Consider the following 22,430-nt stretch of genomic DNA (forward strand, 5'->3'; position numbering starts at 1 on the left):
GGGCCGCCCGGTGGCGGTGGCTGCGCCGGGGGCCGGTAGGACTGGACCATCGCCTGACTCGACCGGTCCTAGCGGGTGATCGGTTTGGGTCACGCGAGGGTTTCCAAATTGTGAATTGGGCCACTACTTTGTTTCGCATGCGTAGCACCATGATGGATTTGCCCCTCCTGGTCTCCCGGATCCTCGAACACGGCAGCACGGTGCACGGCAACTCCGAGGTGGTCACCTGGACCGGCGCCGACGCGCCCGGTGGGCCGAGCCGCCGGATGACGTACGCCGAGGTCGGAGTCGCCGCCGCCCAGCTCGCGTACGCGCTCCGCGACGACCTCGGGGTGACCGGGGACCAGCGGGTCGCCACCTTCATGTGGAACAACAACGAGCACCTGGTCGCCTACCTCGCCGTACCGAGCATGGGCGCCGTGCTGCACACCCTCAACCTGAGGCTCTTCCCCGACCAGGTCGCCTACATCGCCAACCACGCGGCCGACCGGGTGATCCTGGTCGACAGCACGCTGATCCCGCTGCTCGCCCGGGTGCTGCCGGAACTCACCACGGTCGAGCACCTGGTGGTCGTCGGTGGCGGCGACCCGGCACCGCTGGTCGAGGCGGCGGCGGCCGGCGGCCGGACGGTCGCCGTACACCACTGGGACGACCTGCTGCGGGGCAAGCCCGAGCGGTACGACTGGCCGGAGGTGGACGAGCGGGACGCCGCCGCGCTCTGCTACACCTCCGGCACGACCGGACATCCGAAGGGCGTCGCCTACTCGCACCGGTCGATCTACCTGCACTCGATGCAGATCTGCATGGCGGAGGGCTTCGGGCTCGGCCCGACCACCCGCGAACTCGCCATCGTGCCGATGTTCCACGCGATGAGCTGGGGCATCCCGTACGCGGCGATGATGTCCGGCGCGTCGCTGATCATGCCGGACCGTTTCCTCCAGGGTGCGCCGATCGCCCAGATGATCGCTGCGGAGCGCCCGACCCTGGCCGGCGCGGTGCCGACCATCTGGAACGACCTGCTCGGGCACCTGGACGCCAACCCGGTCGACACCTCCTCGCTGAAAGAGGTGATCATCGGCGGATCGGCCTGCCCACCCGCGCTGATGCACGCGTTCGCCGAACGGCACGGCATCGACGTGATCCACGCCTGGGGCATGACCGAGATGTCGCCACTCGGTTCGGTCGCCCGCCCGCCGGCCGGCGTCACCGGGGACGAGCAGTGGCGTTACCGCTACACCCAGGGACGCATCCCGGCATCGGTCCAGGCCCGGATCGTTGGCCCGGCCGGCGAGCCGATGCCCGCCGACGGTGAGTCTGTCGGGGAGTTGGAGGTCCGGGGACCCTGGATCACCTCCCGGTACGTCGGAGAGGACGAGCCCGACCCGGAGAAGTTCCGGGACGGTTGGCTGCGTACGGGTGACGTCGGCACTCTCTCGGCGGACGGCTACCTGGTCCTCACCGACCGGGCCAAGGACGTGATCAAGTCCGGTGGTGAGTGGATCTCCTCCGTCGAGTTGGAGAACCACCTGATGGCCCACCCGGCGGTGCGCGAAGCCTGCGTGGTCGGGGTGCCGGACGACCGCTGGGACGAGCGCCCGCTCGCCGCCGTGGTGCTGCGCGAGGGTGCCACCGCGTCCGCGACCGAGCTGCGCGACTTCCTCGCCGAGCGGGTAGCGAAGTGGCAGCTCCCGGAACGGTGGACCTTCATCGCCGAGGTCCCCAAGACCAGCGTCGGCAAGTTCGACAAGAAGCGGATCCGCTCCACCCATGCCGCCAACACCCTGGCCGTCCAATACCTCGACTCCTGACCCCTCACGGACCAGGCTGTGGTCGTTCACTACCCCTCCAGGGGTAGTAGACGACCACAGCCTGCGAGTTGTCCACAGGTTGGCGGACGAGGGTGGCGAGGGGAGGAGCGGGCCGGGATGGTGGGCGGGTGCCGCACCGCGACCCCGTACCCGGCCTGCGTCGACCACTCCCACCCGATGCCGAACCGCTGGCTCACCTGCTCGTCCGACAGTCGGACGTGCTCAGCCGCAGGCAGGCGTTGCGTCACCTGTCGCCCAAGGCGGTGCAGCACCGGATCGAGTCCGGCCGGTGGCAGTTCGCCGGCCGTGGCGTCTATCTCGCCCACACCGGACCCGTCTCCCGCGAGCAGCGCCGTTGGGTAGCGGTGCTCGGGGTAGGGAGCGCGGTCCTTGCCGGCCTCTCCGCCCTGGAACTGCTCGGCTTCCGGGGCTACCACAGCGAGGCCCTGCATGTCCTGATCTCCGCGAGCCGAAAGGATCTTGACCCGCCGTACGGCGTCGTTGTCCACCGAACCCGGCGCCTGCTCCCGGCCGACGTGCACCGAATGGGGCTGCCGCCCTGCACCATGCCGGCCCGGTCACTGGTCGACGCGGCCCAGTGGGCGCCGAACGACGACCGGGCGCGGGCGATCGTCGCCGCCGGTTTCCAGCAACGGCTGGTCAGCGGAACCGAGGTGGACAAGGTGCTGACACGGATGCCGAACGCACGCCGAAGACGGCTGATCCTCGCCACCACCGCGGATGCCCGTGACGGTGCCGCCTCGATCGCCGAGTCGGACTTCCTCCGACTGTGCCGGCGAGCGGGCCTGCCCGAACCGAGTCGGCAGGTGCGGCGTACGGACGCGCGAGGTCGGCGCCGCTATCTCGACGTCTACTTCGACGACTGGCGGGTGCAGGTCGAGATCGATGGCGGTCAGCACCTGGAGGTCCGCCACTGGTGGGCCGACATGCGACGACAGAACGATCTGTGGGTGGCCGGGGTGCGCATACTCCGCTTTCCCGCCTGGGTGGTCCGCGACCGCCCCGACGAGGTGGTCGCGCAACTCCGTGCCGCCCTGCAAGCCGCCGGGTGGCATCCGTGACAGCGGGTCGTGGTCGCCTGTTACCCCTCCGGGGGTAGTAGACGGACACAGCGAGTTGAATGAGTGGCATGGACTCAGGGGTGGTGGGGCGGATCCGGCGTACCGCGGGGGAGGCGGTGGCGGCGGCTGCTGCCGGCGACGCGACGGCGTACGAGCGGGCCGTGACGGAGTTGGCCGCACGGAACCCGGAGCAGGTCGGGCTGATGCTCGGCGGGGTGGTCCGGATGCTGCTCGAAGAGGGGCACCCCGACGGGCTGGACAGCGACGACCTGCAGGCGGTGCTGAAGCGGTGCGCCGGCAACGCCCTCGGCTGGTTCCCGGAACTGGACCCGACCGTGCTGGTGCTGCTCCTCACCGCCGCGCTCGGCGTACACCCCTCGGAGGAGGAGGCGCCGGCGGTCGAGCCGGCGGCGATGGCCCGGCACGCGCCGCTGCTCGTCGCCGACCTGCTCGCGGTCACCGGTCGTCCGCTCGCCGACTACCTGGACGCCGCGCTGGCCGAGATCTTCATCGTGCAGACGATGGAACTGCCGTGACCGTGGTGCCCCGACCGGTTCACCGCAGCGCGGCGGTGAGCCTCCGGTGCAGTACGGGCGCGGTCGCCGCCGGGGTGTGCAGGACCACCCGCAGCCCCTGATCCGTCTCCTCGACGGCCGAGGCGAGTACGGCCAGCAGGGTGGCGAACTGCGCGGGTGGCTCGTCGGCGAGCAGGTCGGTGGCGTCGGTGACCACCAGTGTCCGTGGCCCCCGCGCCACGAGGTCGCGTAGGCAGTCCAGCAGCGCGTCCCAGTTGTGGCCGAAGTAGTCCGGGAATGACAGCGCCGCCGCCCAGCCGGTGAACAACCCGGCCCGGCTGCGGCCCTCGGTCCCGCTGACCACCAGCGCACCCGTGGGTGGTGCCGCGTCGGTGGACACGGTCAGCCACGACGGCAGGTGACGCTCGCCCGTTTCTGACATCACGATCCTCTGGTCAACCGGTGGTCCGTCGGGCCGGGCTGGTCCCGACCCGACGGTACGACGGACTCGGTCAGAGCCGGTAGAAGTCGGCGTAGTGGTTCGGGGTGAACCAGGTCGCGCCGGTGGCCTTGTTGACCACGATCCGGTACGCGTCCCGGGCGGCGCCCTGCTGACGGGGGTAGACGTCGTACTCGTAGTAGGTGGCGTTCGTCGGCAGTTGGCCCTCGTAGTTCATGTGCCGACCGCCGGCGTAGTTGGAGAGCCCGCCGCTCCACGACACCCAGCCTCGGGTGGTGGGGAAGTTGCGGCTCGCCCAGCCGCTGCGCGCGGTACGCGCGTCGGCGCACCGGGAGATGGTGCAGGAGCTGTAGACGGCGGCCGACGCGGAACTGGTGTGCGACGGGGCGACCACGGCCGGTCCGACCAGCAGCGCGGCGATCATGGCGGTGAGCAGGGCGAAGCTGGCGAGGAGTCGCTGCGGTCGCAACCGGGCAGCCGAGGGGAGCGGAACGGAGATGGTCATGGTTACCTCCAGTGCCGGGGTCCCGCGGGGGTGTGCGGGTCGCGATCCATCCTCGACAGTGAATGCCTGCGCCCGAAAGGGGGCCAAGGTGAAATTAATCGATGATCTACCATATGTTCCCGTTCTCTTCCGGCGACGCGGCCGGGAGTCCCGTCGGGTCGAAACGGCGGTCCGCTGCGTCCATGCCGGCGTCGGGCCGTAAGCTGCACTGGTTTTCCAGTGCGGGGTCCGGCGTTGTCGTGTGACCCGTACCCACCAGCTTCAGGGAGTGAGCCATGCCGGAAAAGGCTGGGCACGACAAGACCGACGACCCGATCGAGGCTGAGCTGACCGAGGGCGCCGACCTGGCCGAGGGCGAGGAGCCGGCCGAGGACGCCGAGCCCACCTTCCTGAACCGGGCCGCCCGGCGGGCCCAGGGCAAGGGCGCTACCCGACAGCAGCAGCCGCAGGGCAAGGGGAAGGCGTCCGGAGGCCGTGGTTCGGTCCAGGGGCCGCGCCAGTGGGGCAACCGCCGCAGCGGCTGATCCACACCCCGGTGACCCGGCGATCGACGGCGGTGCCCGGACACGTGCCGGCGGTCGCTACGCCGGTTGTTCCTGGGAAGTGCTGATCAGAACCTTGCCGACCGCCGAGTTCTCCACCGCCGCGTGGGCGTCGGCGGCTTCGGCGAGGGGGTAGTAGTGCAGGGGCAGGCCGGCGTCCGGGCCGACCCGGATGCCGCCCTGTGTCACTGCCGTGGCCACGTCCTGTACGGCTTGGGCCTTCGCGACCGCCGGCACCTGGTAGACCGCGACGAACTGCCAGCGGGCGTTCGACGGCATCAGTCGCGTCGCCGGCAGGGTCAGTTCCTCGCCCCGGAACGAGTAGGCGGCGACGACACCGGCGTGCCCGATCACCTGGGCGTCGATCGGGGCGTTCTGGTCGCCGGCCACCTCGACGATGGTGTCCACCCCGTACGGCGCGATCTTCTTCACCTCGGCGACCACGTCCTGCTGCCGGTAGTTGATCACGTGTGAGGCGCCGGCTGCGGCGGCGAGTTGAGCCTTCTCCGAGGTGCTGACCGTCGCGATGACGGTCGCGTCAGCCCAGCGGGCGAGCTGGATCGCCGCGTTGCCGACCGCACCCGCGCCGCCCTGGACCAGCACCACACGGTCGGCCAGGCTGCCCAGGTCGAGGTGGCGTGGCATCAGTTCCCCGACCGTCAGGCACCGGTGCGCGGTCAGGAACGGGATGCCGAGGGCCGCTCCCGTCTCGAAGGGCACCGAACCGAGCAGCACGATCTGGCGGGACGGCACCAGGGTGTACTCGGCGGCCGTACCCCAGGGGCGTCCGGAGGCGGCCTCCCAGACCCAGACCCGCTCGCCGACCAGGGTCGAGTCGACACCCTGACCGGTCGCCTCGATCACGCCCGCGCCGTCCTGGCCCGGGATCTGCCAGCCGTACGACGGTGGGCCCGCCTTGCCGGCCCGGAACTGGACATCGGTGGGGTTGACCCCGGAAAGCGCCATCCGGACCAGTACCTCACCGGAGTCGGGTTCGGGGACCGGCTGGTCGACCAGTTCCAACACCGCCGGATCGCCGGTACGGGTGTAGACGGCTGCCTTCATGGGGCCTCCCTGGCTGGCGCGGTTGCCCCCATTTTTCCGGCTTATGGCCTCTTTCGTTGCCGTTCGCGATTTGCCAGGGCTGTTCTTGATTGCCGGGACACGGACTGCGGTGGGACACCCGCCGGTTAGCGGTGCGGCCTCCGGGTACCCGAGTTCCTTCGGGGCTTCGGGGAGGGGTTGTGACACTGCTCGGAACGTACGGCGAAACGGGCACCGGGAACGCGACGGACCGGCGGGCGGTCCGGTGACGGGCAACCGGATCGGGGACTACGGGTTCCTGGCCGACGGCCGTACCGGTGCGCTCGTCGGGCGGGACGGGTCGGTGGACTGGTGGTGCCCGACGCGGTTCGACGGGCCGTCGGTCTTCGCGCGGTTGCTGGACGACCGTGGTGGACACTGGTCGATCCGTCCAGACCGGGACTTCTCGGTCGAACGGGCCTACCTCGACGACACTCTGGTGCTGCGTACGGTCTTCCACACCGACGAGGGCAGCGTCGCCGTCACCGACGCGCTCGCGTTCGAGCCCGGTGCGCGGGGCCACCAGATCGGACGACGTTCCCCGGGACTGCTGCTGCGTACGGTCGAGGGTCTCTCCGGAAGCGTCCCGTTGACGATGTCCTTCGTACCCCGCTTCGAGTACGGCCGGGTGACGGCGTACCTGACGGTGGAAGGCCAGCGGGTCATCGCGACGGCCGGTGCCAGCGCGCTCACCCTGACCGCGACCGTGCCGGTCCACCGTAGCCACATCGACGCCTCGGCCCGCTTCACCGTCGTCGCCGGGCAGCGGGAGTGTTTCGCGGTCGCGCACTCGCCGACCTACGACGCCGGTGACGCGCAGGGGGCCGAGCCGGACGTACCGACGGCACTCGCCGACACGGCGGAGGGCTGGCGCTCGTGGCTGGCCCACCACGACTACCAGGGCCGCTACCGGGACCTGGTGCGGCACAACTCGCTGGTGTTGCAGGGACTGACCTACGCTCCCAGCGGTGCCGTCATCGCCGCGCTGACCACCTCGCTACCCGAACAGATCGGCGGGGACCGCAACTACGACTACCGGTACGCGTGGCTGCGCGACTTCTCCCTGACCATGCGGGCGCTCTGGGTGGCGGCCTGCCCCGACGAGGCGAGCCGGCTCTTCGACTGGGTGGCCAAGTCGGTTGGTCGGGTCACCATGGAACCAGTGCCGATCATGTACGGGCCGGAGGGGGAGCGGGACCTCAGCGAACACGCGCTTGAGACCCTCGGCGGGTACGCCGACAGCCAGCCGGTGCTGGTCGGTAACGAAGCGTGGCGGCAACGCCAGTCGGACGTACTCGGTGAGGTGCTCGACGCGGCCTGGCTGTTGCGGGACTACCTCGACCCGATGGAGGAGTCGATCTGCCGGCTGCTGCACTCGTTGGCGGACCAGGCGGCGGCCACCTGGCGCCTGCCGGACGCCGGTATGTGGGAGGCGCGGGACGCGGAGCGGCACTACCTCTCGTCGAAGGTCGGTTGCTGGCTGGCGCTGGACCGGGCGGTCCGGTTCGGTGACCGGATCGGCGGTGCTGGTGATCTCCGACGGTGGGCGGAGGCCCGGGACGAGATTCGTCGTGAGGTCCTGGAACGGGGCTGGAACGCCGAGGTCGGCGCGTACACGGGGGCCTTCGGGTCGGACCGGCTGGACGCCTCGGTGCTGGTCCTGCCGATCGCGGGTTTCCTGCCCGCGAACGATCCACGGATGTGGGCGACCATCGAGCGGATCGAGCGGGATTTGAGCGAGGACGGGCTGGTCCGGCGCTGGGACGGCGACCCGGCGACCTTCTTCCCCTGCTCGTTCTGGCTGGCGAGCTGCCTCGCCCTGGCCGGCGAGCATGACCGCGCCACGCGGCTTTTCGAGTCCGTCGCCGGCCGCGCGAACGACCTGGGCCTGTTCGCCGAGCAGTTCGATCCGCGTGGCGCCGGCCCGTTGGGCAACCTTCCGCAGGCTCTCTCACACATGGCCGTGATCAACGGGGCCTGGCATCTCACGGAGAACGCGCCCGGCGGTGTGCCTGCCGGCGCCTACACATCAACCGAGGGGGAGAGAAGATGAGCGGACGACTCGACGGCCGGCAGGCCCTCATCACCGGTTCGGACTCGGGCATCGGTCAGGCCACCGCGATCGAGTTCGCCCGGGAGGGCGCCGACGTGGTGGTCCACTATCTGCACGACCACGAGGGCGCGATGCACACCCGGGACATGGTCGAGCAGGCCGGCCAGCGCGCGACCATCGTGCGGGCGGACATCACCCAGGAGGATCAGGTCGAGGCGATGTTCGACCAGGCGCTGATCGAGTTCCCCGACTTGGACGTGTTGATGAACGACGCGGGTGTCGACTCCTCCGGCATTCCGGTCTCCGATCTGGACACCGACACCTGGGACACCGAGATCCGGACCAACGTCTACGGCGCGTTCTTCTGCTGCCGGCGGTTCGTGCGGCACCGCAAGGAGATGGGTGGAAACGGCAAGATCATCAACATCACCTCGGTGCACCAGGAGACGCCCCGGGTCGGCGGCACCGACTACGACGTGAGCAAGGGCGCGCTGCGCAACCTGACCAACAGCCTCGCGCTGGAGGTCGCCCCACTCAGGATCAACGTGAACAACATCGGCCCTGGAATGGTTCTCACGCCCTTCAACCAGGAGGCGATCGACAACCCCAAGGTGCTCGATGAACAGGTGCAGAGCATCCCGTTCCGGCGGGCCGCCGAACCCTCCGAGGTCGCCCGGGTGGCCGTCTTCCTGGCCAGCCCGGACTCCGACTACGTCACCGGCTCGACCTACTTCATCGACGGTGGACTGATGCAGAACCAGGGCCAGGGAGCCTGACCGGTCCGACCGCGCTGAACTCTCGCCCGAGGCGTCACCGACCGCATCCGGGTTCGCTCTTGACCAGGGCAACCACCTGGTACGCCGATGAAGGCAAGACCCCCACCTGACCGGCAGACCTCTGTGTGCTGACCGGGTGGGGGTCTCACCCTGTCCGTCCTGAGAGGCCGTGGCCTCGACCGAGCCGGGTCGAGGGCCCACATAACGATCGGGTGAGGTGGGTCGCCGGTACGCACACCCGGTCCGCCGACAAGCACACGGATATTGCGATCACCACGTCGATTGCCGACGATACCTCTGACTCTTTGAGGAGGCCGATCGATGCAGGCGGTAGCGGTGACCGCGCAGGGCGGTCCAGAGGTGTTGCAGCTTATTGAGCAGCCGGACCCGGTCCCCGGCCCCGGGCAGGTGCTGATCCGGGTGCTCGCGGCGGTCGTACACCCGGCTGATGTCGCGGCCCGGCTCGGGCTCATCCCCGGCGGTCCCGTCGAACCGCCGTTCCTGCCCGGCTGGGACTTCGCCGGTGAGGTGGTCCAGGTCGGGGACGACGAGGGCGAGTACCAACCCGGTGACCGGGTGGTCGGCATGGTGCCCTGGTACCGGACCCGAGGCGCGGTCGGCGCGTACGCGGAACTGATCGCCGCCGACACCGGCTGGGTCGTACCGCTGCCGGACGGGCTGACCCCGGCGGCTGCCGCCACGGTCCCACTGAACGCGCTGACCGCGCGGCAGGCGCTGCGGATGATGGCGTTGCCGCCCGCCTCCACCGTGCTGGTCACCGGTGCGAGCGGCGGGGTTGGTGGTTTCGCCGCGCAACTCGCGGTTCGTGCCGGGCACCGGGTGCTCGCCGTCGCCGGCCGCGACGACGAGGACTGGGTACGCGACCTCGGGGTGGCTCGGGTCGTACCGAAGGATCTCGACCTGGCCGGGGTCGGGCCGGTGCCGGCGGTGTTGGACGCGGTCCCGGTGGCCGCGCCGGCCGCGGCGGTGGTCGCCGACGGAGGCGTCCTGCTCACCACGCGGCCCACCCCACCGGTCGACCCGGCCCGGCGCATCCGACAGCAGGTCGTCCTGATCGAGTTCGACCAGGAGGCACTGCGGGAACTGGTCCTCGACGTCGCCAGTGGACAGCTCCGGACCCGGGTCGCGACAACACTGCCGCTGGCGCGGGCGGCCGAGGCGCACCGAATCGTCGAGGCCGGCGGGGTGCGCGGCAAGGTCGTGTTGACCCCCTAGCGGGCTCCGGGGGCGGGACGGCAGACCTCAGAGGGCGGCGGCGCCGGCCTCGGCGACGGTCTGGTCCTGGTTGTCGTCACCGCCGCTGACGCCGATCCCGCCGATCACCTTGCCGTCGCGCAGCAGCGGGATGCCGCCCGCGAAGATGATGACCCGGCCGCCGTTCGTGGTGTGGATGCCGAAGAACGGTTGCCCGGGTTGGGCGTTGCCGGCCAGGTCCTTGGTCGCGATGTCGAACGCCCGTGCGGTCCACGCCTTGTTGATGCTGATGTCGACACTGCCGATCCAGGCCCCGTCCATCCGGACATGGGCGACCAGGTTGCCGCCCTGGTCCACCACCGCGATGTTCTCCGGCTGGCCGATCTCGTTGGCGCGTGCCTCGGCAGCGGCGATCAACCGCCGCGCGTCGGCGAGTGTCAGAGCGGACATGTGCACCCCTTCGATGGTGATGGCGTCCGCCGCCGGTTCAGGCGGCCGGATTCAGTACGACCTTGGAATAGCCCTCCTCGCGACGGTCGAACCGGGCGTACGCGTCCGGTGCCTGCTCCAGTGGCAGCCGCTTGCTCACCACGAAGCCCGGCTTCGCCCGACCGGCGGTGATCAGGTCCCGCAACTGCTGGTTGTACGCCTTGACGTTGGCCTGCCCGGTCCCCATCCGCTGGCCCTTCTCGAAGAACTTCCCAGCCTTGAAGAGCAGTTCGCCGTGGCGTGAGTGTTCGTCGGGCGCACCCGGATCCGACGGCAGGTAGAGCCCGACCACCCCGATCCGGCCGGTCGCCCGGACGATCTCCACCAGGCTGTTCAGCACCAGGGCGGGCTGTTCCTCCCCGCCGGTCCCGTGGGCCTGGTAGCCGACCGCGTCGACGCCCTTGTCGGTGCCGTCGCCGTTGGTCTGGTCCAGGATCTGCATCACCGGATCGCCCTTGCTGAAGTCGATCGGGATCGCCCCGATCGACTCCGCCAGCCGCAGCCGTTCCGGGACCCGGTCGACCACGAAGACCCTGGCCGCGCCGATGAGCATCGCCGAGTAGGCGGCCATCAGGCCGACCGGCCCGCCGCCCATCACCGCCACGGACTCGCCCGGCCGGACGTCGGCGAGGGCGATGCCGTGGTAGCCGGTGGGAAAGATGTCAGCGAGCATGGCGAAGTCGTCCTCATGCTCGTCACCCGGGGGCAGCGCGAGGCAGTTGAAGTCGGCGAACGGGACGCGCAGGTACTCCGCCTGCCCGCCCCGGTACGGCCCCATGGCGGCGTAGCCGTACGCGCCACCGGCGAAGTTCGGGTTGACCGTCAGGCAGAACGCGGTGTTGCCGGCGAAGCAGTTCTTGCAGAACCCGCAGGCCACGTTGAACGGGATCGAAACCCGGTCGCCGGTGCGGACCCGGGCCACTCCGGGGCCCACCTCGGCCACGATGCCCATGTTCTCGTGGCCGAAGACCATGCCCGGTCGTGCCTTGGTTCTGCCCTCGTACATGTGCAGGTCGGAGCCACAGATGGCGGTAGTCGTGATCTTCAGGATGACGTCGTTCGGGTCCTCGATGCGCGGGTCCTCGACGTTCTCCACGGTGACGTTGTTGGCCCCGTGGTAGACCACAGCTCTCATCTCGGCTCAGCTCCTGTTCACACCCGGGATCCTGCTACCGACCCTAGGTCCGCAGGGGGGCACAGAGGCTGGATATGCGGAACGGCGAACGCCGCGCTGAGCTGCGACATTCGCCGTTCCGAGGGTTCCGGGGGTTCCGCGTGGCGCCGGGCCTACCTGGCGCCGGGTGTGGCGTCCACCACACGCCAACTACGTCGTCTACCACACGCCAACTACGTCGTCTACTGCACGCCGAGTACGTCGACCACGAAGCGCAGCGTGCCGCCCGGGGCGCCGTTGGCCGGGTTCTCGCCGTACGCGAGCGCCGCCGGGATGTCGAGCTGGATCCGGCTGCCTACCTTCGCGCCCACCAGGCCCTGGTCCCAGCCTGGGATGACCTGGCCGACACCGAGCTGGAACGCGAACGGCTCGGACCGGCTCCAGGAGGAGTCGAACTCCTTGCCGTCGGCGTAGGTCACACCGACGTAGTTCACGCTGATCTGCTGGCCCGCCTGCGCCGCCGGACCCGTCCCGTCGATCAGGATGGTCGGGGTCAGCTTGGTCACCTCGCCGGTGCCCTTGGCGGCCACCGGCTTCTGGCCCAGTGCCGGGTCGGCACCCTCGGGCAGCGGCGGGAACTCCGCGTTCGCCGGCGGCTGCGCGCCGGGGGCGCCGGGGTCGGCCGGGGCGCTGACGCCGGGGTCCGAGGCGACACCGTTGTCCGCCGGGTCGTCCTTGCCGGTGTTGTCCAGGGCGATGAACGCGATGACGATCACGGCGATCACGGCCAGGCCGGCGAACGCGCCAGCGAGCGCCTGCCGGCGGCGCTTCGCGGCGGCGGCCTTCGCCTTGGCGGCCTTGGCCAGGGCGCGCTTCTCGGACTTGGTCAGCGGAGCCTCGTCCCCGGTCACGTTCGCGGGGCGGCTCTGGACCTGATCACTCATGGGTTGTCGGCTCCTGCAGAAGAGGTCGGGGCGGGCGGCCTCGCCCGGGGGTGTTCTGATCGAAAGGCTCTGCATACGGTACTCGGCCGGCTGCGATTTGACGCTGGAGCGGGTGATCATTTCCTGGGCCGGGGCTGGCGTCGGAGTGCACCAGGCACCGGACGTACGCGTCCCGCCGGGTGAGGTCCGGCTCGCCGTACGGAGCACGTCGGCCCGTCGGCTCGTACGTGGCTCACATTCTCAGGCGGATTTTCGAGTGCTCTTCTTCGCCGGGGTGGCCTTCTTCGCGCCGGTCGACTTGGCGCCCGTGGACTTCGCCCCGCCCGATTTCGCGCCGGTGGATTTCGCGGTCGCGGAAGTGGCGCCGGTCGATTGTGTTCCGGTCGTCTTCTTCTGGGCGGTCTTCTTCGCCGGTGCCTTTGCCGGAGCTTTCGCCGCCTTGGCCGCCTTGGCCGCCTGCTGGGCGGATTTCGCGGCCGAGATCGGCGTGGCCTTGGCCACCCCACCGCCGGAGGGTTCCTCGCCTCGTGCGGCCCGAGCCCGGTCCACCGAGGCGCGCAGCGCGGCCATCAGGTCGACGGCCGCCGCCGGGGCCTCCTCCGCCTCCTCCGGCTGCACCACCTCACGCCCCTCCACCTTCGCGTTGATGACCTCCTGCAACGCCGCCCGGTAGTCGTCGGTGAAGGCGTCCGGCTGGAACTCCCCGGCCATCGAGTCGATCAACGAGCTGGCCATCGCCAGTTCCGGCGGGCGCACGGAGATGTCCTCGTCGAGGAAGCCGAAGTCGGGGACGCGTACCTCGTCGGGCCAGAGCATCGTGTTGAGCAGCAGCACCCCGTCCCGGACCCGCAGGGTGGCGAGCTGTTCGCGCTGGCGCAGCGCCACCTTGACGATCGCCACCCGGTCGGAGTCGATCAGCGCGTCCCGGAGCAGGACGTACGGCTTGGTCGCGGCGCCGTCCGGCTCCAGGAAGTACGCCTTGTTGTAGAGGATCGGGTCCACCTGCTCGGCCGGTACGAACTCCAGCACGTCGATCGCGTGCGAGGTGGTCAACGGCAGTTCGGCGAAGTCGTCGTCGGTGAGGATCACCATCTCGCCGCCGCCCAGGTCGTACCCCTTGGCGATGTCGTCGTACGTGACCTCCTCGCCGTCGATCGAGCAGGTACGTTTGTACTTGATCCGCCCGCCGTCGGTTCGGTGCACCTGATGGAAGCGAATGTCTTTTTCCTCGGTGGCCGAATAGAGCCTTACCCCGATGGATACCAGGCCGAATGAGACCGCACCCCGCCAGATAGCCCGCATTCCCCCGCTCCCTTCCCCGGTATTGACCAGGATTGCATCTGGTGGAAGATGGGGCGAGTGTTTCCCTGCGGACCTAGAGTGATGTCGTGCCGGGCGCGCCGCTCAGACCGATGCTCGCCACCACCGGGGAGCTGCCCAACGGCGCCGGCTGGGGGTACGAGTTCAAATGGGACGGCGTACGCGCGCTCGCCCAGATCACCGGCGGCCTGATCCGGCTCTACGCCCGCTCCGGTACGGAGATCACCGCGGCCTACCCGGAGCTGGTGCCGCTCGGCGAGCAGGTGCCGGACGCGCTGCTCGACGGCGAGGTGGTGGTGTTGACCGAGCGGGGGCAGCCCTCCTTCACCGCGCTCGCCGAGCGGATGCACGTACGCGACCCGGGGCGGGCGGCGCGGCTGGCGGCGAGCATGCCGGTGACGTACCTGATCTTCGACGTGTTGCGGTTGGCCGACGCGGACCTGACCGGCCAGCCGTACCGGCAGCGCCGGGTGACCCTCGACGGCCTGGGGTTGGCCGGGGCGCGCTGGGCGGCTCCGCCGGTCTTCCCGGACGGCCCCGCGACCTACGAGGCGGCGGGTGAGCACGGCCTGGAGGGAGTGGTCGCCAAGCGGCTCGACTCGGTCTACCGCCCGGGCGTGCGGTCACCGGACTGGGTGAAGGTCAAACTGGAGGTGACCGGCGACTTTGTGGTCGGAGGTTGGCGTCCCGGCGCCCGCCGGATCGGCGGACTGCTGGTGGGCGTGCCGGCGCCGGACGGTGGGTTGATCTTCCGGGGGCGGGTCGGCGGCGGGATCGGGGCGGCGGCCGAACGGGAACTGCTCGACGTGCTGGAACCGCGCCGGGTCCAGACGTCGCCCTTCGCGGAAAGGGTGCCGCGCGAGGATGCCCGGGGCGCGATCTGGGTACGTCCCGAGATCGTGGTCGAGGTGAAGTACGGCCAGCGCACCCCGGACGGGCGGCTGCGGTTTCCGAGGCTGCGCCGGTTGCGCCCGGACAAGGCGGCGGAGGATGTCGACGATGCCGGCTGAGAAGATCAGGGTCGAGGTGGAGAGCCGGACGCTGGAGGTCTCCAACCTGGACAAGGTGCTCTATCCCGGGGTCGGCTTCACCAAGGGCGAGGTGATCGACTACTACACCCGGATCGCTCCGGTGCTGCTGCCGCACCTGCGTGACCGGCCGTTGACCAGGATCCGTTACCCGAACGGCGTCCAGGAGTCGTTCTTCTTCGAGAAGAACGCGCCCGCCAGCACCCCCGACTGGGTACGCCAGGTGCGGCTGCCCGCGCCCGGCTCGTCGAAGGGCCGGGACGAACTGGACTATGTGGTTGCCGAGGACCTGCCCACCCTGGTCTGGCTGGCGAACCTCGCCGCGCTGGAGTTACACACCCCGCAGTGGCGGGTGGGCACCAGGCGCCAGGGCGACCCCCGCCCGGACCTGATGGTCGTCGACCTCGACCCGGGTGCGCCGGCGGCCCTGACGGAGTGCTGTGTGGTGGCGGTACGGATGCGCGACCGGTTGGCCGAGGACGGGGTCGCCAGCTATCCGAAGACCTCGGGCAAGAAGGGCATGCAGCTCTGTTGCCCGATCGCCGGAAAGCAGTCGGCGGACGAGGTCTCCGGCTATGCGCGGCGGGTGGCCGAGGAGTTGGAACGGGACGATCCGATGCTGGTCACCGCGAAGATGGCGAAGCGGCTGCGCCCCGGCAAGATCTTCATTGACTGGAGCCAGAACAACGCGGCGAAGACGACGGTGGCGCCGTACTCGCTGCGCGCCGGGGCGGTGCCCGCCGTGTCGACGCCGCTGACCTGGGACGAGGTGGAAGCGGCAACGTCGGGGGAGGTGGGCGCCGTGCGCCAGTTCACCGCCGCCGAGGTGCTGGACAGAGCACAGGAGTACGGCGACCTGATGGCAGACCTGCTCGTCCCCGGCCCCAAGCTGCCCCGCTGACGGCTGCCCAGCGCCCAGCGCCCGTTGCCCGTTGCCCGTTGCCCGTTGCCCGTTGGCCGTTGGCCGTTGGCCGCCAGCGAAAAACACTCGGAAGTCTTCTACACGTTCTTCCGTGTAGCCACATGAAAGAACGTGTACGAAGAAGTCGCTTCACGTCCGCGATTCTGGGTTGTCCACAGGCTTGTCCACAGTTGGGTGTGAATGGGTGGCGGGCGGACCGCCGGACCGGTCACCATCGGCCGATGCCGAACGAGACCCTTGCCCGGCAGTTGGGCTCGCTGCTGCGGTTGGAGCGGGAAGGGGCCGGGCTGACCCAGGCGAAGCTCGCCGTCCGAGCCGGTGTGTCCCAGCAGTGCGTCTCGCACTTCGAGCGCGGCACCTCGGCGCCAACGGCGGCCCTGGTCGAGCGGCTCTTCGACGCACTCGGCAAGCAGTTGCGGTTGGAGGTCGAGGAACGCGACGCCGAGCTGGACGCCGCGATCGACGGCGCCACCGGCACGGTCGCCGAGACCGATGACGACGACGAGGAACTCGACGTCGTCGGGGCGCTTCTCTACGAGTTGGGCGTGCTGTGGCGGCGGGCGCCGCCGAAGCTGGATTACCTGATCGACGGCGAACTCGCCGCGGCACTGCAAGGAGTGCCGATCAAGCCGACCCGGCTCGAACTGGTGGTGTCCGAGGACGACCTGCCGAGGCTGGACGACTGGATCTGCGCGATACCGAACTGTCTGCGCTGGGTCCCCCGCTGGCGGGACTTCAGCGGCTACGACATCAGTCCGCTCCGCCCCGGCCCCCTGCGCTGGTTGACCACCGGTGGCGAGCTACGGGTACGTCTGCTGCCCCGGCTCCCGTCGCCCGTGCTGGTCCGGACAGGCGGCGGGGAGGTGCGGGTGCGGCCGTTGGCCGAGGTCGAGCGGGACGAGCCACAGATCGCCCGGATCGCCGCCCGAGCCCGAGCCCGGACGGCGAACCGGTGAACCGGTGAACTCGTCAGTCGATGCTGGGCAGCGGCGGGCCGAGTACGTCGTCGGCGTCGACGATCGTGTAGGCGTACCCCTGCTCGGCGAGGAACCGCTGCCGGTGAGCGGCGTACTCGGTGTCGATCGTGTCCCGGGAGACCACCGTGTAGAAGTGCGCCTGCCGGCGGTCCGCCTTCGGACGCAGCACCCGGCCGAGCCGCTGCGCCTCCTCCTGACGGGAGCCGAAGGTGCCGGAGACCTGGATCGCGATCCCCGCTTCGGGCAGGTCGATCGAGAAGTTACCCACCTTCGAGATGACGAGCGTGGGGATCTCCCCCGCGCGGAACGCGTCAAAGAGCCGCTCGCGCTCCTTGTTGGTGGTCGACCCCTGCACGATCGGCGCGTCCAGGAACTCGCCCAACTGGTGCAACTGGTCGATGTAGCCGCCGATCACCAACACCTGGTCGTCGCGGTGCCGGTCGATCAGCGCCTTCACCACCGGCAGCTTGGTTCGGGCGGTGGCCGCCATCCGGTAACGCTCCTCCGGCTCGGCGACCGCGTATGCCATCCGTTCGGCGTCGGTCAGCGTCACCCGTACCTCGGTGCAGTCGGCCGGGGCGATCCAGCCCTGCGCCTCGATGTCCTTCCACGGCGCGTCGTACCGCTTCGGACCGATCAGCGAGAAGACGTCGCCCTCGCGGCCGTCCTCCCGGACCAGGGTCGCGGTCAACCCCAGCCGGCGACGGGCCTGGAGATCGGCGGTGAACCGGAATATCGGCGCCGGCAGCAGGTGCACCTCGTCGTAGATGACCAGGCCCCAGTCGCGGGCGCCGAACAGGTCCAGGTGGGTGAAGGCGCCGTTCCGGCGCGCGGTGAGCACCTGGTACGTCGCGATGGTGACCGGGCGGATCTCCTTGCGTTCGCCGGAGTACTCGCCGATCTCCTCCTCGGTCAGCGAGGTACGGGCGATCAACTCGCGCTTCCACTGCCGGCCGGCGACGGTGTTCGTCACCAGGATCAGCGTGGTCGCCTTCGCCTCGGCCATCGCCGCCGCCCCGACCAGGGTCTTGCCCGCCCCGCAGGGAAGCACCACCACGCCCGACCCGCCGGCCCAGAAGGTCTGCACCGCCTCCCGCTGGTACGACCGCAGTGTCCAGGCCGACTGGTGCCGGGCCGGGTGCTGCTTGTCGGCGGGAACGTCCTTGCCCTCCTCGGCCAGCTCGATCGGGTGCGCCTCACCGTCGACATAACCGGCCAGGTCCTCCGCCGGCCAGCCCAGCTTGAGCAGGCCCTGCTTGAGTCGGCCACGCTCGGACGGATGGACGATCATGGTGTCCTCGTCGACCTTGGCGCCGAGCATGCCGGCCAGCTTCTTGCTCTTGGCCACCTCGATCAGGACCATCCGGTCCAGTGCTCGCAGCACCAGTCCGTGGCTCGGGTGGTTGACCAGTTGCAGCCGCCCGTACCGGTCCATCGTCTCGGCGATGTCGACCAACAGCGCGTGCGGGACCGGGTAGCGGGAGTATTTCAACAGGGCGTCCACCACGCCCTCGGCGTCGTGCCCGGCCGCCCGCGCGTTCCAGAGCCCCAGCGGCGTCAGCCGGTAGGTGTGTACGTGTTCGGGGGAACGTTCCAGCTCGGCGAAGGGGGCGATCGCCATCCGGCAGCCGAGCGCGTCCGGGTGATCGACCTCCAGCAGCAGCGTTTTGTCTGATTGCACGATCAATGGGCCACTGCTCACGTTCAGGTTCCTCTCGACAGCGCCGGTCCGGGTTGCTCCCGGGAGCCGGCGCGGAACAAGACCCTCAAGTGTTGCACGGTCGGTAACGAATTCCGCCGGACAGATAACGAAGCAAGAAAAGTCTTCACCTCGCGCAACATCCTGGACCCCTTGAGCGTCTAGCAATGGACAGCCGCTCGGGGTGGGACGTCGGTCAACCGTCGACGATCCCTCGCCGAGCGGCGGTTGTGCTGGTCGGCGCCGGTGTAGGTGCGTTCGATCCGTCAGCGGAGCCGGTTGGATGCCCGGGGGACACCCAACCGGTCCGGGTGACGGAGGGCAACGGGGGCGAACGGCTCACCGGCGCCCGGCCAGCTTCGCCCTGTCACCACGGCCCCCGAGGTGCCAGTCTGGTAGGGGCGGGGCTGGTCCGCGTGGGGAGGCAGCGATGTCCGTGGATCGTGATCCGGTCTCCCGTGCCACGGTCGTCGGCTACACGGTGGTCGCGATCGGCCTCTTCGGGTGGTTCCTCTTCGGTTGGCTGGTCGAACGGCAGGGCTTCGTCAACTCGGTGGGTGAGTCGGCCGGCACGGCCTTCGCCCTGCTGCTCGTGATCTCGATCGTCGGCACGGTACGGCGCAGCCGGCTCTGACCCGCCGCGCCCGTACCGGCCGGGAACGGTTACTCGTCCAGCACCGCCGCGGTGATCCGGTGCAACGCGAACGTGTGCAACATCTCGGTCCGCTCGTCCTCCGCCCGCAGGTAACCGGCGCCGATCGACACCGGCCGGACCAGACGCGAGGTGGTCGCGCCGTGCGCGTCGACGTATCCGACCCAGACCAGCACCTTGTCCCGGATCGCCTGCTGAAGCGTGGCGAGTGCCTGGGTGTGCGCGTGTGCCGTGGTCGCGGCGCCGCCGGTACGCCCGGCCCCGCCGCGTACCGGATCGGGGGCCCGCCGGGCCGCCCGCGCGGCGGCGTCACCGCGCCGCATCTGCTCGACGATGCCGAGCACCCGGGGGGTGCTCAGTCGTGGCGCGGCGAGCGGATCGGCGGCCCGATTGGCCACCGCGACCCGGGCCGGCGCCCGGCGGACCTTCGTCCGGGCGAGCACCACCGCCCCGCTGGCATCCTCCGGCACCGGTGCGTACCCGGCCTCCCGCAGCATGGTGAGCAGCCGGCCCACCTGGAACGGGCTGGCCAGCACCGTCGGGGCCAACCGCCGCAGCGACATGGTGCTCAACCGCCGGTCGGCGACCACCTCGGTCAGCAGCGCCTCGTCGTCGCTGCGGACGTACGCGCCGGCCGAGCCGACCCGCAGCCCGCCGTGCTTGCGCGCCACGTCGTCGACCAGGTACGTCAGCCCCTGCGGGATCGGGGTACGCGACCGTCGCTGGAAGAGCGCGTGCAGGTCGTCGGCGGCGTACCCGGCGTCCAGTGCCCGGCGCAGGCTGGTCGCGGTGACCCGGTGCACGCTCGCCCCGCCGGCCGACTCTGGATCGGCCAGCACCTCCAGTTCGGCAGCCAGGGTGGGATCGGGCGGGCCCGGCACCACGATGCTCAGGTCGGCTTGGAGGAGGAAGTGGTCGACCGGGGCGGGGAGCAGTTCGTCCAGTGCCCGGACCGCCATCGACGCCTCGCCGGTGGATTCGTCGGCCCCCAGCCGTACGCCCAGCGGGTCGTCGGTGCCGGCGGCGACCCGGCCCTCGGCGGCGGTCGAGTCGGCGAGCAGCAGTCGGCCGTACGAGGTGATCGCGCCGAGCCCGGTCAGGCCCAACCGGGCCGCCTCGGTGAGCACCTCCCGTTGGGCCGCCTCCCGCCCACGGCTGCGTCGTGGGGAACGCCAGGCGAGCAGTGCCAGCACCTCGTCCACTCCGGGTGCGGTCCCCGGATCCAGCCCGGCCAGTACGCCGAGCAGAGCCCGGCGGGCGGTCGGCGTGCCGGCCCGCTCGACCTCCGGGGAGAGCACGGTGATCAAGCGGTCCCGATCGTCGCGCTGCCCGATGAGCCCCGGCTGGCGGGTCATCGCCAGCCAGGCCGTGGTGAGTTGTTCCCAGCGCCGGGCCAGCGAGCCGGCGCGCCACACCTCGTAGCCCGCGGTGGGCAGCACCTGCTGGTCGGCGCCGGCCCGGGTGGTGGTGGCGCCGGTCAGGTCGACCTCGCCGAGGAGTCCGGCGGCGTAGGCGACCTCCAGCAGCAGCGCGCTGGTCGACTCGTCCAAACCGACAATCCGGGCGATCCTCCGCAGATCACGTACGCCCACGCCACCGGAGCGCAACACCGGGGGCGGTTCGGCGGCGACCGCCTCCAGTACCGACTCGGTCTGCCGGACCAGTTCCATCGCCTGTCCGGCGCCGGCCGAGTCGACCGCCTTCGGCTCCCGCAACGCGGCGGTGCCGAGCGCGGGCGGCAACGGCTGCATCGGACCGAGCGGGCCGGAGTCACGGCGCAACAGCAGCCCGATCTCACGGGGAAGCTCGACCGCGGTGCCGCCGGTTCCGCCATCAGTGTCCGAAATTGGCACCAAAAGGGCGTTCTCGACCAGCCAGCGCACCGGAGAACCGGCACCGGCGGCGTCAGGGCCGCTGGCCTCCTCGGCCGGGGCCTCCAGCGCCCTTGGCGGAAGCGTGCCGACCGGAGGGCCGGCGGCGAGCCGGTCCAGGATCGCCCGCGCCGCCGGGGGCGCCGCGAGCACCGTACGGCGCAGCCGGGCCGGGTCGGCGCAGAGCGCCGCGGCGGAGGGGTCCAGGTCCAACGCGGGCCGGCCCAGTCCCGCCGGGTACGGCGAGCTGACCTCGTCCACCCCGGCGACCACCTGGAGGGCGTGCTCCGGCCCGTACAGCAGGAAGAGCGCGCGGAGCCGGTTGAGCGCGCCCCGGACCGCGGCCGGGTCGGCGCCCTGCGCCGGCACCGCCGCGACGGCCAGGATCGCGTCGACCGAGGTGGTGCCGTCGGACGGATCACGGGTCAGCCGGGCGCCGTCGAGGATCTGCAGGGTGAACTGGTCCAGCCCGTCCAGGGCGCGGGCGACCGAGACCCGCGCCTGGGCCCGTGCGGCGAGCGCGGAGAGGTCGGCCGGCACCGGAAGGACCAGGTCGGGACGGAGTTGTAGCAGCGCTGCCAGAGCTTCGTCCGGCAGCGACCGCAGGTGGTCGGCGAGTGAGGTGGTCATCGTCATTCCACGCTAGCCGGCCGAGTGCCGGTGGCGCCCCTCGGTCGGCCGGGTGGACTCCGCGGGCCGCCCGGCATGCGACGATGATCGGATGGCGACCACCCCCTCGGTCGGGTTCGACCTCGACATGACCTTGATCGACTCTCGGCCCGGCATCGCCGCCACCTACCGCGAGCTGACCGCCCGGACCGGCGTACGGGTCGACGCGGACCTCGCGGTCAGCCGGCTCGGTCCGCCGCTGCGGCAGGAGCTGTCGTACTGGTTCCCGCCCGAAGAGGTGGAATCGGCGGTGCACACGTTCCGGTCGCTCTACCCGGCGTACGCGGTCACCCCGACGGTGCTGCTGCCCGGGGCCGCCGAGACGCTCGCCGCGGTACAGGCGGCCGGACTGCGGGTGCTGGTGGTCACCTCCAAGCTCGGCCGCCTGGCCCGGCTGCACGTGGAGCACCTCGGCCTGCCGGTGGACGAGGTCGCAGGCGACCTCTTCGCCGAGCAGAAGGCGACCGCGCTGCGTGAGCACGACGCCCGGCTCTATGTCGGCGACCACGTCGCCGACATGACCGCCGCCCGGATCGCCGGAGTGCCCGGCGTCGGTGTCGCCAGCGGGCCGTGCGATGTGGATGAGCTGCGGGCGGCCGGGGCGGAGCTGGTCCTCGATGACCTCACCGGATTCCCAGCGGCGTTGTCGGGCCTGTTGCGGCTAGCCTTGTGAGGGTCATCAGCCACATACGAAGTTGAGGTCAAT

Annotated in this window: 21 protein-coding genes; 12 read left to right on the forward strand and 9 right to left on the reverse strand. The window is 70.7% G+C overall.

All coding sequences use genetic code 11. The features are described 5' to 3' along the window. Nucleotides 1-137: 137 nt before the first annotated feature. The 3 genes from ACIBF5_RS26690 to ACIBF5_RS26700 all read left to right on the forward strand — a co-directional run bounded on the left by ACIBF5_RS26690 (nt 138) and on the right by ACIBF5_RS26700 (nt 3,426). Nucleotides 138-1,808, forward strand: coding sequence for a fatty acid--CoA ligase (locus tag ACIBF5_RS26690; protein WP_396815624.1), 1,671 nt, complete (start codon nt 138-140; stop codon nt 1,806-1,808). Between the two features lie 128 nt (nt 1,809-1,936). After that, nucleotides 1,937-2,890: a DUF559 domain-containing protein gene (locus ACIBF5_RS26695; protein ID WP_396815625.1), complete on the forward strand. Its 954-nt coding sequence runs from the start codon at nt 1,937-1,939 to the stop codon at nt 2,888-2,890. A gap of 68 nt (nt 2,891-2,958) precedes the next feature. Continuing rightward, a complete protein-coding gene (locus ACIBF5_RS26700; protein ID WP_396815626.1) occupies nt 2,959-3,426 on the forward strand; it encodes a hypothetical protein in 468 nt (155 codons plus the stop codon). A gap of 19 nt (nt 3,427-3,445) precedes the next feature. Here ACIBF5_RS26700 and ACIBF5_RS26705 read toward each other — a convergent pair whose 3' ends face one another. After that, nucleotides 3,446-3,847 carry a barstar family protein gene (locus ACIBF5_RS26705; RefSeq protein WP_396815627.1) on the reverse strand — a complete coding sequence of 134 codons (402 nt, stop codon included), beginning with the start codon at nt 3,845-3,847 and terminating at the stop codon, nt 3,446-3,448. A 70-nt stretch (nt 3,848-3,917) separates the two neighbouring features. After that, the gene (locus tag ACIBF5_RS26710; protein WP_396815628.1) at nt 3,918-4,370 is read right to left on the reverse strand and encodes a ribonuclease domain-containing protein; all 453 of its coding nucleotides are present in this window, start codon (nt 4,368-4,370) and stop codon (nt 3,918-3,920) included. A gap of 275 nt (nt 4,371-4,645) precedes the next feature. Here ACIBF5_RS26710 and ACIBF5_RS26715 point away from each other — a divergent pair, with 275 nt between their 5' ends. Continuing rightward, nucleotides 4,646-4,894 carry a hypothetical protein gene (locus ACIBF5_RS26715; protein ID WP_396815629.1) on the forward strand — a complete coding sequence of 83 codons (249 nt, stop codon included), beginning with the start codon at nt 4,646-4,648 and terminating at the stop codon, nt 4,892-4,894. 57 nt (nt 4,895-4,951) lie between these two features. Here ACIBF5_RS26715 and ACIBF5_RS26720 read toward each other — a convergent pair whose 3' ends face one another. Further along, the gene (locus tag ACIBF5_RS26720) at nt 4,952-5,977 is read right to left on the reverse strand and encodes an NADPH:quinone reductase (protein WP_396815630.1); all 1,026 of its coding nucleotides are present in this window, start codon (nt 5,975-5,977) and stop codon (nt 4,952-4,954) included. 244 nt (nt 5,978-6,221) lie between these two features. Here ACIBF5_RS26720 and ACIBF5_RS26725 point away from each other — a divergent pair, with 244 nt between their 5' ends. The 3 genes from ACIBF5_RS26725 to ACIBF5_RS26735 all read left to right on the forward strand — a co-directional run bounded on the left by ACIBF5_RS26725 (nt 6,222) and on the right by ACIBF5_RS26735 (nt 10,060). Further along, nucleotides 6,222-8,048, forward strand: coding sequence for a glycoside hydrolase family 15 protein (locus ACIBF5_RS26725; protein WP_396815631.1), 1,827 nt, complete (start codon nt 6,222-6,224; stop codon nt 8,046-8,048). Then, on the forward strand, nt 8,045-8,824 hold the full coding sequence (locus ACIBF5_RS26730; RefSeq protein WP_396815632.1) for an SDR family oxidoreductase: 780 nt from the start codon (nt 8,045-8,047) through the stop codon (nt 8,822-8,824). Before ACIBF5_RS26725 ends, ACIBF5_RS26730 begins: the two co-directional genes overlap by 4 nt. Nucleotides 8,825-9,145: 321 nt before the next feature. Next, entirely contained in the window at nt 9,146-10,060 is a 915-nt protein-coding gene (locus ACIBF5_RS26735) for an NADP-dependent oxidoreductase (protein ID WP_396815633.1), read from the forward strand. A 27-nt stretch (nt 10,061-10,087) separates the two neighbouring features. Here ACIBF5_RS26735 and ACIBF5_RS26740 read toward each other — a convergent pair whose 3' ends face one another. The 4 genes from ACIBF5_RS26740 to ACIBF5_RS26755 all read right to left on the reverse strand — a co-directional run bounded on the left by ACIBF5_RS26740 (nt 10,088) and on the right by ACIBF5_RS26755 (nt 13,888). Further along, the gene (locus tag ACIBF5_RS26740) at nt 10,088-10,489 is read right to left on the reverse strand and encodes a heme-binding protein (protein ID WP_396815634.1); all 402 of its coding nucleotides are present in this window, start codon (nt 10,487-10,489) and stop codon (nt 10,088-10,090) included. 37 nt (nt 10,490-10,526) lie between these two features. Next, entirely contained in the window at nt 10,527-11,663 is a 1,137-nt protein-coding gene (locus ACIBF5_RS26745; protein WP_396815635.1) for a glutathione-independent formaldehyde dehydrogenase, read from the reverse strand. 221 nt (nt 11,664-11,884) lie between these two features. Next, nucleotides 11,885-12,586: an FKBP-type peptidyl-prolyl cis-trans isomerase gene (locus tag ACIBF5_RS26750; protein WP_396815636.1), complete on the reverse strand. Its 702-nt coding sequence runs from the start codon at nt 12,584-12,586 to the stop codon at nt 11,885-11,887. A 240-nt stretch (nt 12,587-12,826) separates the two neighbouring features. Beyond that, entirely contained in the window at nt 12,827-13,888 is a 1,062-nt protein-coding gene (locus tag ACIBF5_RS26755; RefSeq protein ID WP_396815637.1) for a Ku protein, read from the reverse strand. A gap of 86 nt (nt 13,889-13,974) precedes the next feature. Here ACIBF5_RS26755 and ligD (ACIBF5_RS26760) point away from each other — a divergent pair, with 86 nt between their 5' ends. From ligD (ACIBF5_RS26760) to ACIBF5_RS26770, 3 genes are all read left to right on the forward strand, one after another. Continuing rightward, nucleotides 13,975-14,916, forward strand: coding sequence for a non-homologous end-joining DNA ligase (ligD, locus tag ACIBF5_RS26760; RefSeq protein WP_396815638.1), 942 nt, complete (start codon nt 13,975-13,977; stop codon nt 14,914-14,916). After that, on the forward strand, nt 14,906-15,835 hold the full coding sequence (ligD, locus tag ACIBF5_RS26765; protein ID WP_396815639.1) for a non-homologous end-joining DNA ligase: 930 nt from the start codon (nt 14,906-14,908) through the stop codon (nt 15,833-15,835). Before ligD (ACIBF5_RS26760) ends, ligD (ACIBF5_RS26765) begins: the two co-directional genes overlap by 11 nt. A 242-nt stretch (nt 15,836-16,077) precedes the next feature. Then, nucleotides 16,078-16,812 (forward strand): helix-turn-helix domain-containing protein, encoded by a 735-nt coding sequence (locus ACIBF5_RS26770; RefSeq protein WP_396815640.1) that lies wholly within the window; start codon nt 16,078-16,080, stop codon nt 16,810-16,812. Nucleotides 16,813-16,825: 13 nt separating this feature from the next. On the opposite strand, the gene ACIBF5_RS26775 is transcribed toward ACIBF5_RS26770, so the two are convergent. Further along, nucleotides 16,826-18,535 carry a DNA repair helicase XPB gene (locus ACIBF5_RS26775; protein ID WP_396815641.1) on the reverse strand — a complete coding sequence of 570 codons (1,710 nt, stop codon included), beginning with the start codon at nt 18,533-18,535 and terminating at the stop codon, nt 16,826-16,828. Nucleotides 18,536-18,962: 427 nt separating this feature from the next. Here ACIBF5_RS26775 and ACIBF5_RS26780 point away from each other — a divergent pair, with 427 nt between their 5' ends. Next, a complete protein-coding gene (locus ACIBF5_RS26780) occupies nt 18,963-19,166 on the forward strand; it encodes a hypothetical protein (protein WP_396815642.1) in 204 nt (67 codons plus the stop codon). Nucleotides 19,167-19,195: 29 nt separating this feature from the next. Here ACIBF5_RS26780 and ACIBF5_RS26785 read toward each other — a convergent pair whose 3' ends face one another. Further along, complete coding sequence (locus ACIBF5_RS26785; RefSeq protein WP_396815643.1) at nt 19,196-21,685, reverse strand: helicase-associated domain-containing protein; 2,490 nt, start codon at nt 21,683-21,685, stop codon at nt 19,196-19,198. 91 nt (nt 21,686-21,776) lie between these two features. On the opposite strand from ACIBF5_RS26785, the gene ACIBF5_RS26790 reads away from it, so the two are divergent. Further along, complete coding sequence (locus ACIBF5_RS26790) at nt 21,777-22,397, forward strand: HAD family hydrolase (RefSeq protein ID WP_396815644.1); 621 nt, start codon at nt 21,777-21,779, stop codon at nt 22,395-22,397. Nucleotides 22,398-22,430 lie beyond the last annotated feature (33 nt).

The organism is Micromonospora sp. NPDC050417 (assembly GCF_044458865.1).
Taxonomy (GTDB): domain Bacteria; phylum Actinomycetota; class Actinomycetes; order Mycobacteriales; family Micromonosporaceae; genus Micromonospora_G.

Excerpts from the sequence above, each read along its gene's own strand:
- ACIBF5_RS26700 (WP_396815626.1), top strand. The coding sequence starts at position 2,959 with ATGGACTCAGGGGTGGTGGGGCGGATCCGGCGTACCGCGGGGGAGGCG.
- ACIBF5_RS26790 (WP_396815644.1), top strand. The coding sequence starts at position 21,777 with ATGGCGACCACCCCCTCGGTCGGGTTCGACCTCGACATGACCTTGATC.
- ACIBF5_RS26730 (WP_396815632.1), top strand. The coding sequence starts at position 8,045 with ATGAGCGGACGACTCGACGGCCGGCAGGCCCTCATCACCGGTTCGGAC.
- ACIBF5_RS26735 (WP_396815633.1), top strand. The coding sequence starts at position 9,146 with ATGCAGGCGGTAGCGGTGACCGCGCAGGGCGGTCCAGAGGTGTTGCAG.
- ACIBF5_RS26710 (WP_396815628.1), bottom strand. The coding sequence starts at position 4,370 with ATGACCATCTCCGTTCCGCTCCCCTCGGCTGCCCGGTTGCGACCGCAG.
- ACIBF5_RS26750 (WP_396815636.1), bottom strand. The coding sequence starts at position 12,586 with ATGAGTGATCAGGTCCAGAGCCGCCCCGCGAACGTGACCGGGGACGAG.
- ACIBF5_RS26785 (WP_396815643.1), bottom strand. The coding sequence starts at position 21,685 with ATGACCACCTCACTCGCCGACCACCTGCGGTCGCTGCCGGACGAAGCT.
- ACIBF5_RS26745 (WP_396815635.1), bottom strand. The coding sequence starts at position 11,663 with ATGAGAGCTGTGGTCTACCACGGGGCCAACAACGTCACCGTGGAGAAC.
- ACIBF5_RS26720 (WP_396815630.1), bottom strand. The coding sequence starts at position 5,977 with ATGAAGGCAGCCGTCTACACCCGTACCGGCGATCCGGCGGTGTTGGAA.
- ACIBF5_RS26780 (WP_396815642.1), top strand. The coding sequence starts at position 18,963 with ATGTCCGTGGATCGTGATCCGGTCTCCCGTGCCACGGTCGTCGGCTAC.
- ACIBF5_RS26690 (WP_396815624.1), top strand. The coding sequence starts at position 138 with ATGCGTAGCACCATGATGGATTTGCCCCTCCTGGTCTCCCGGATCCTC.
- ACIBF5_RS26705 (WP_396815627.1), bottom strand. The coding sequence starts at position 3,847 with ATGTCAGAAACGGGCGAGCGTCACCTGCCGTCGTGGCTGACCGTGTCC.
- ACIBF5_RS26770 (WP_396815640.1), top strand. The coding sequence starts at position 16,078 with ATGCCGAACGAGACCCTTGCCCGGCAGTTGGGCTCGCTGCTGCGGTTG.
- ACIBF5_RS26740 (WP_396815634.1), bottom strand. The coding sequence starts at position 10,489 with ATGTCCGCTCTGACACTCGCCGACGCGCGGCGGTTGATCGCCGCTGCC.
- ACIBF5_RS26755 (WP_396815637.1), bottom strand. The coding sequence starts at position 13,888 with ATGCGGGCTATCTGGCGGGGTGCGGTCTCATTCGGCCTGGTATCCATC.
- ligD (WP_396815639.1), top strand. The coding sequence starts at position 14,906 with ATGCCGGCTGAGAAGATCAGGGTCGAGGTGGAGAGCCGGACGCTGGAG.
- ACIBF5_RS26715 (WP_396815629.1), top strand. The coding sequence starts at position 4,646 with ATGCCGGAAAAGGCTGGGCACGACAAGACCGACGACCCGATCGAGGCT.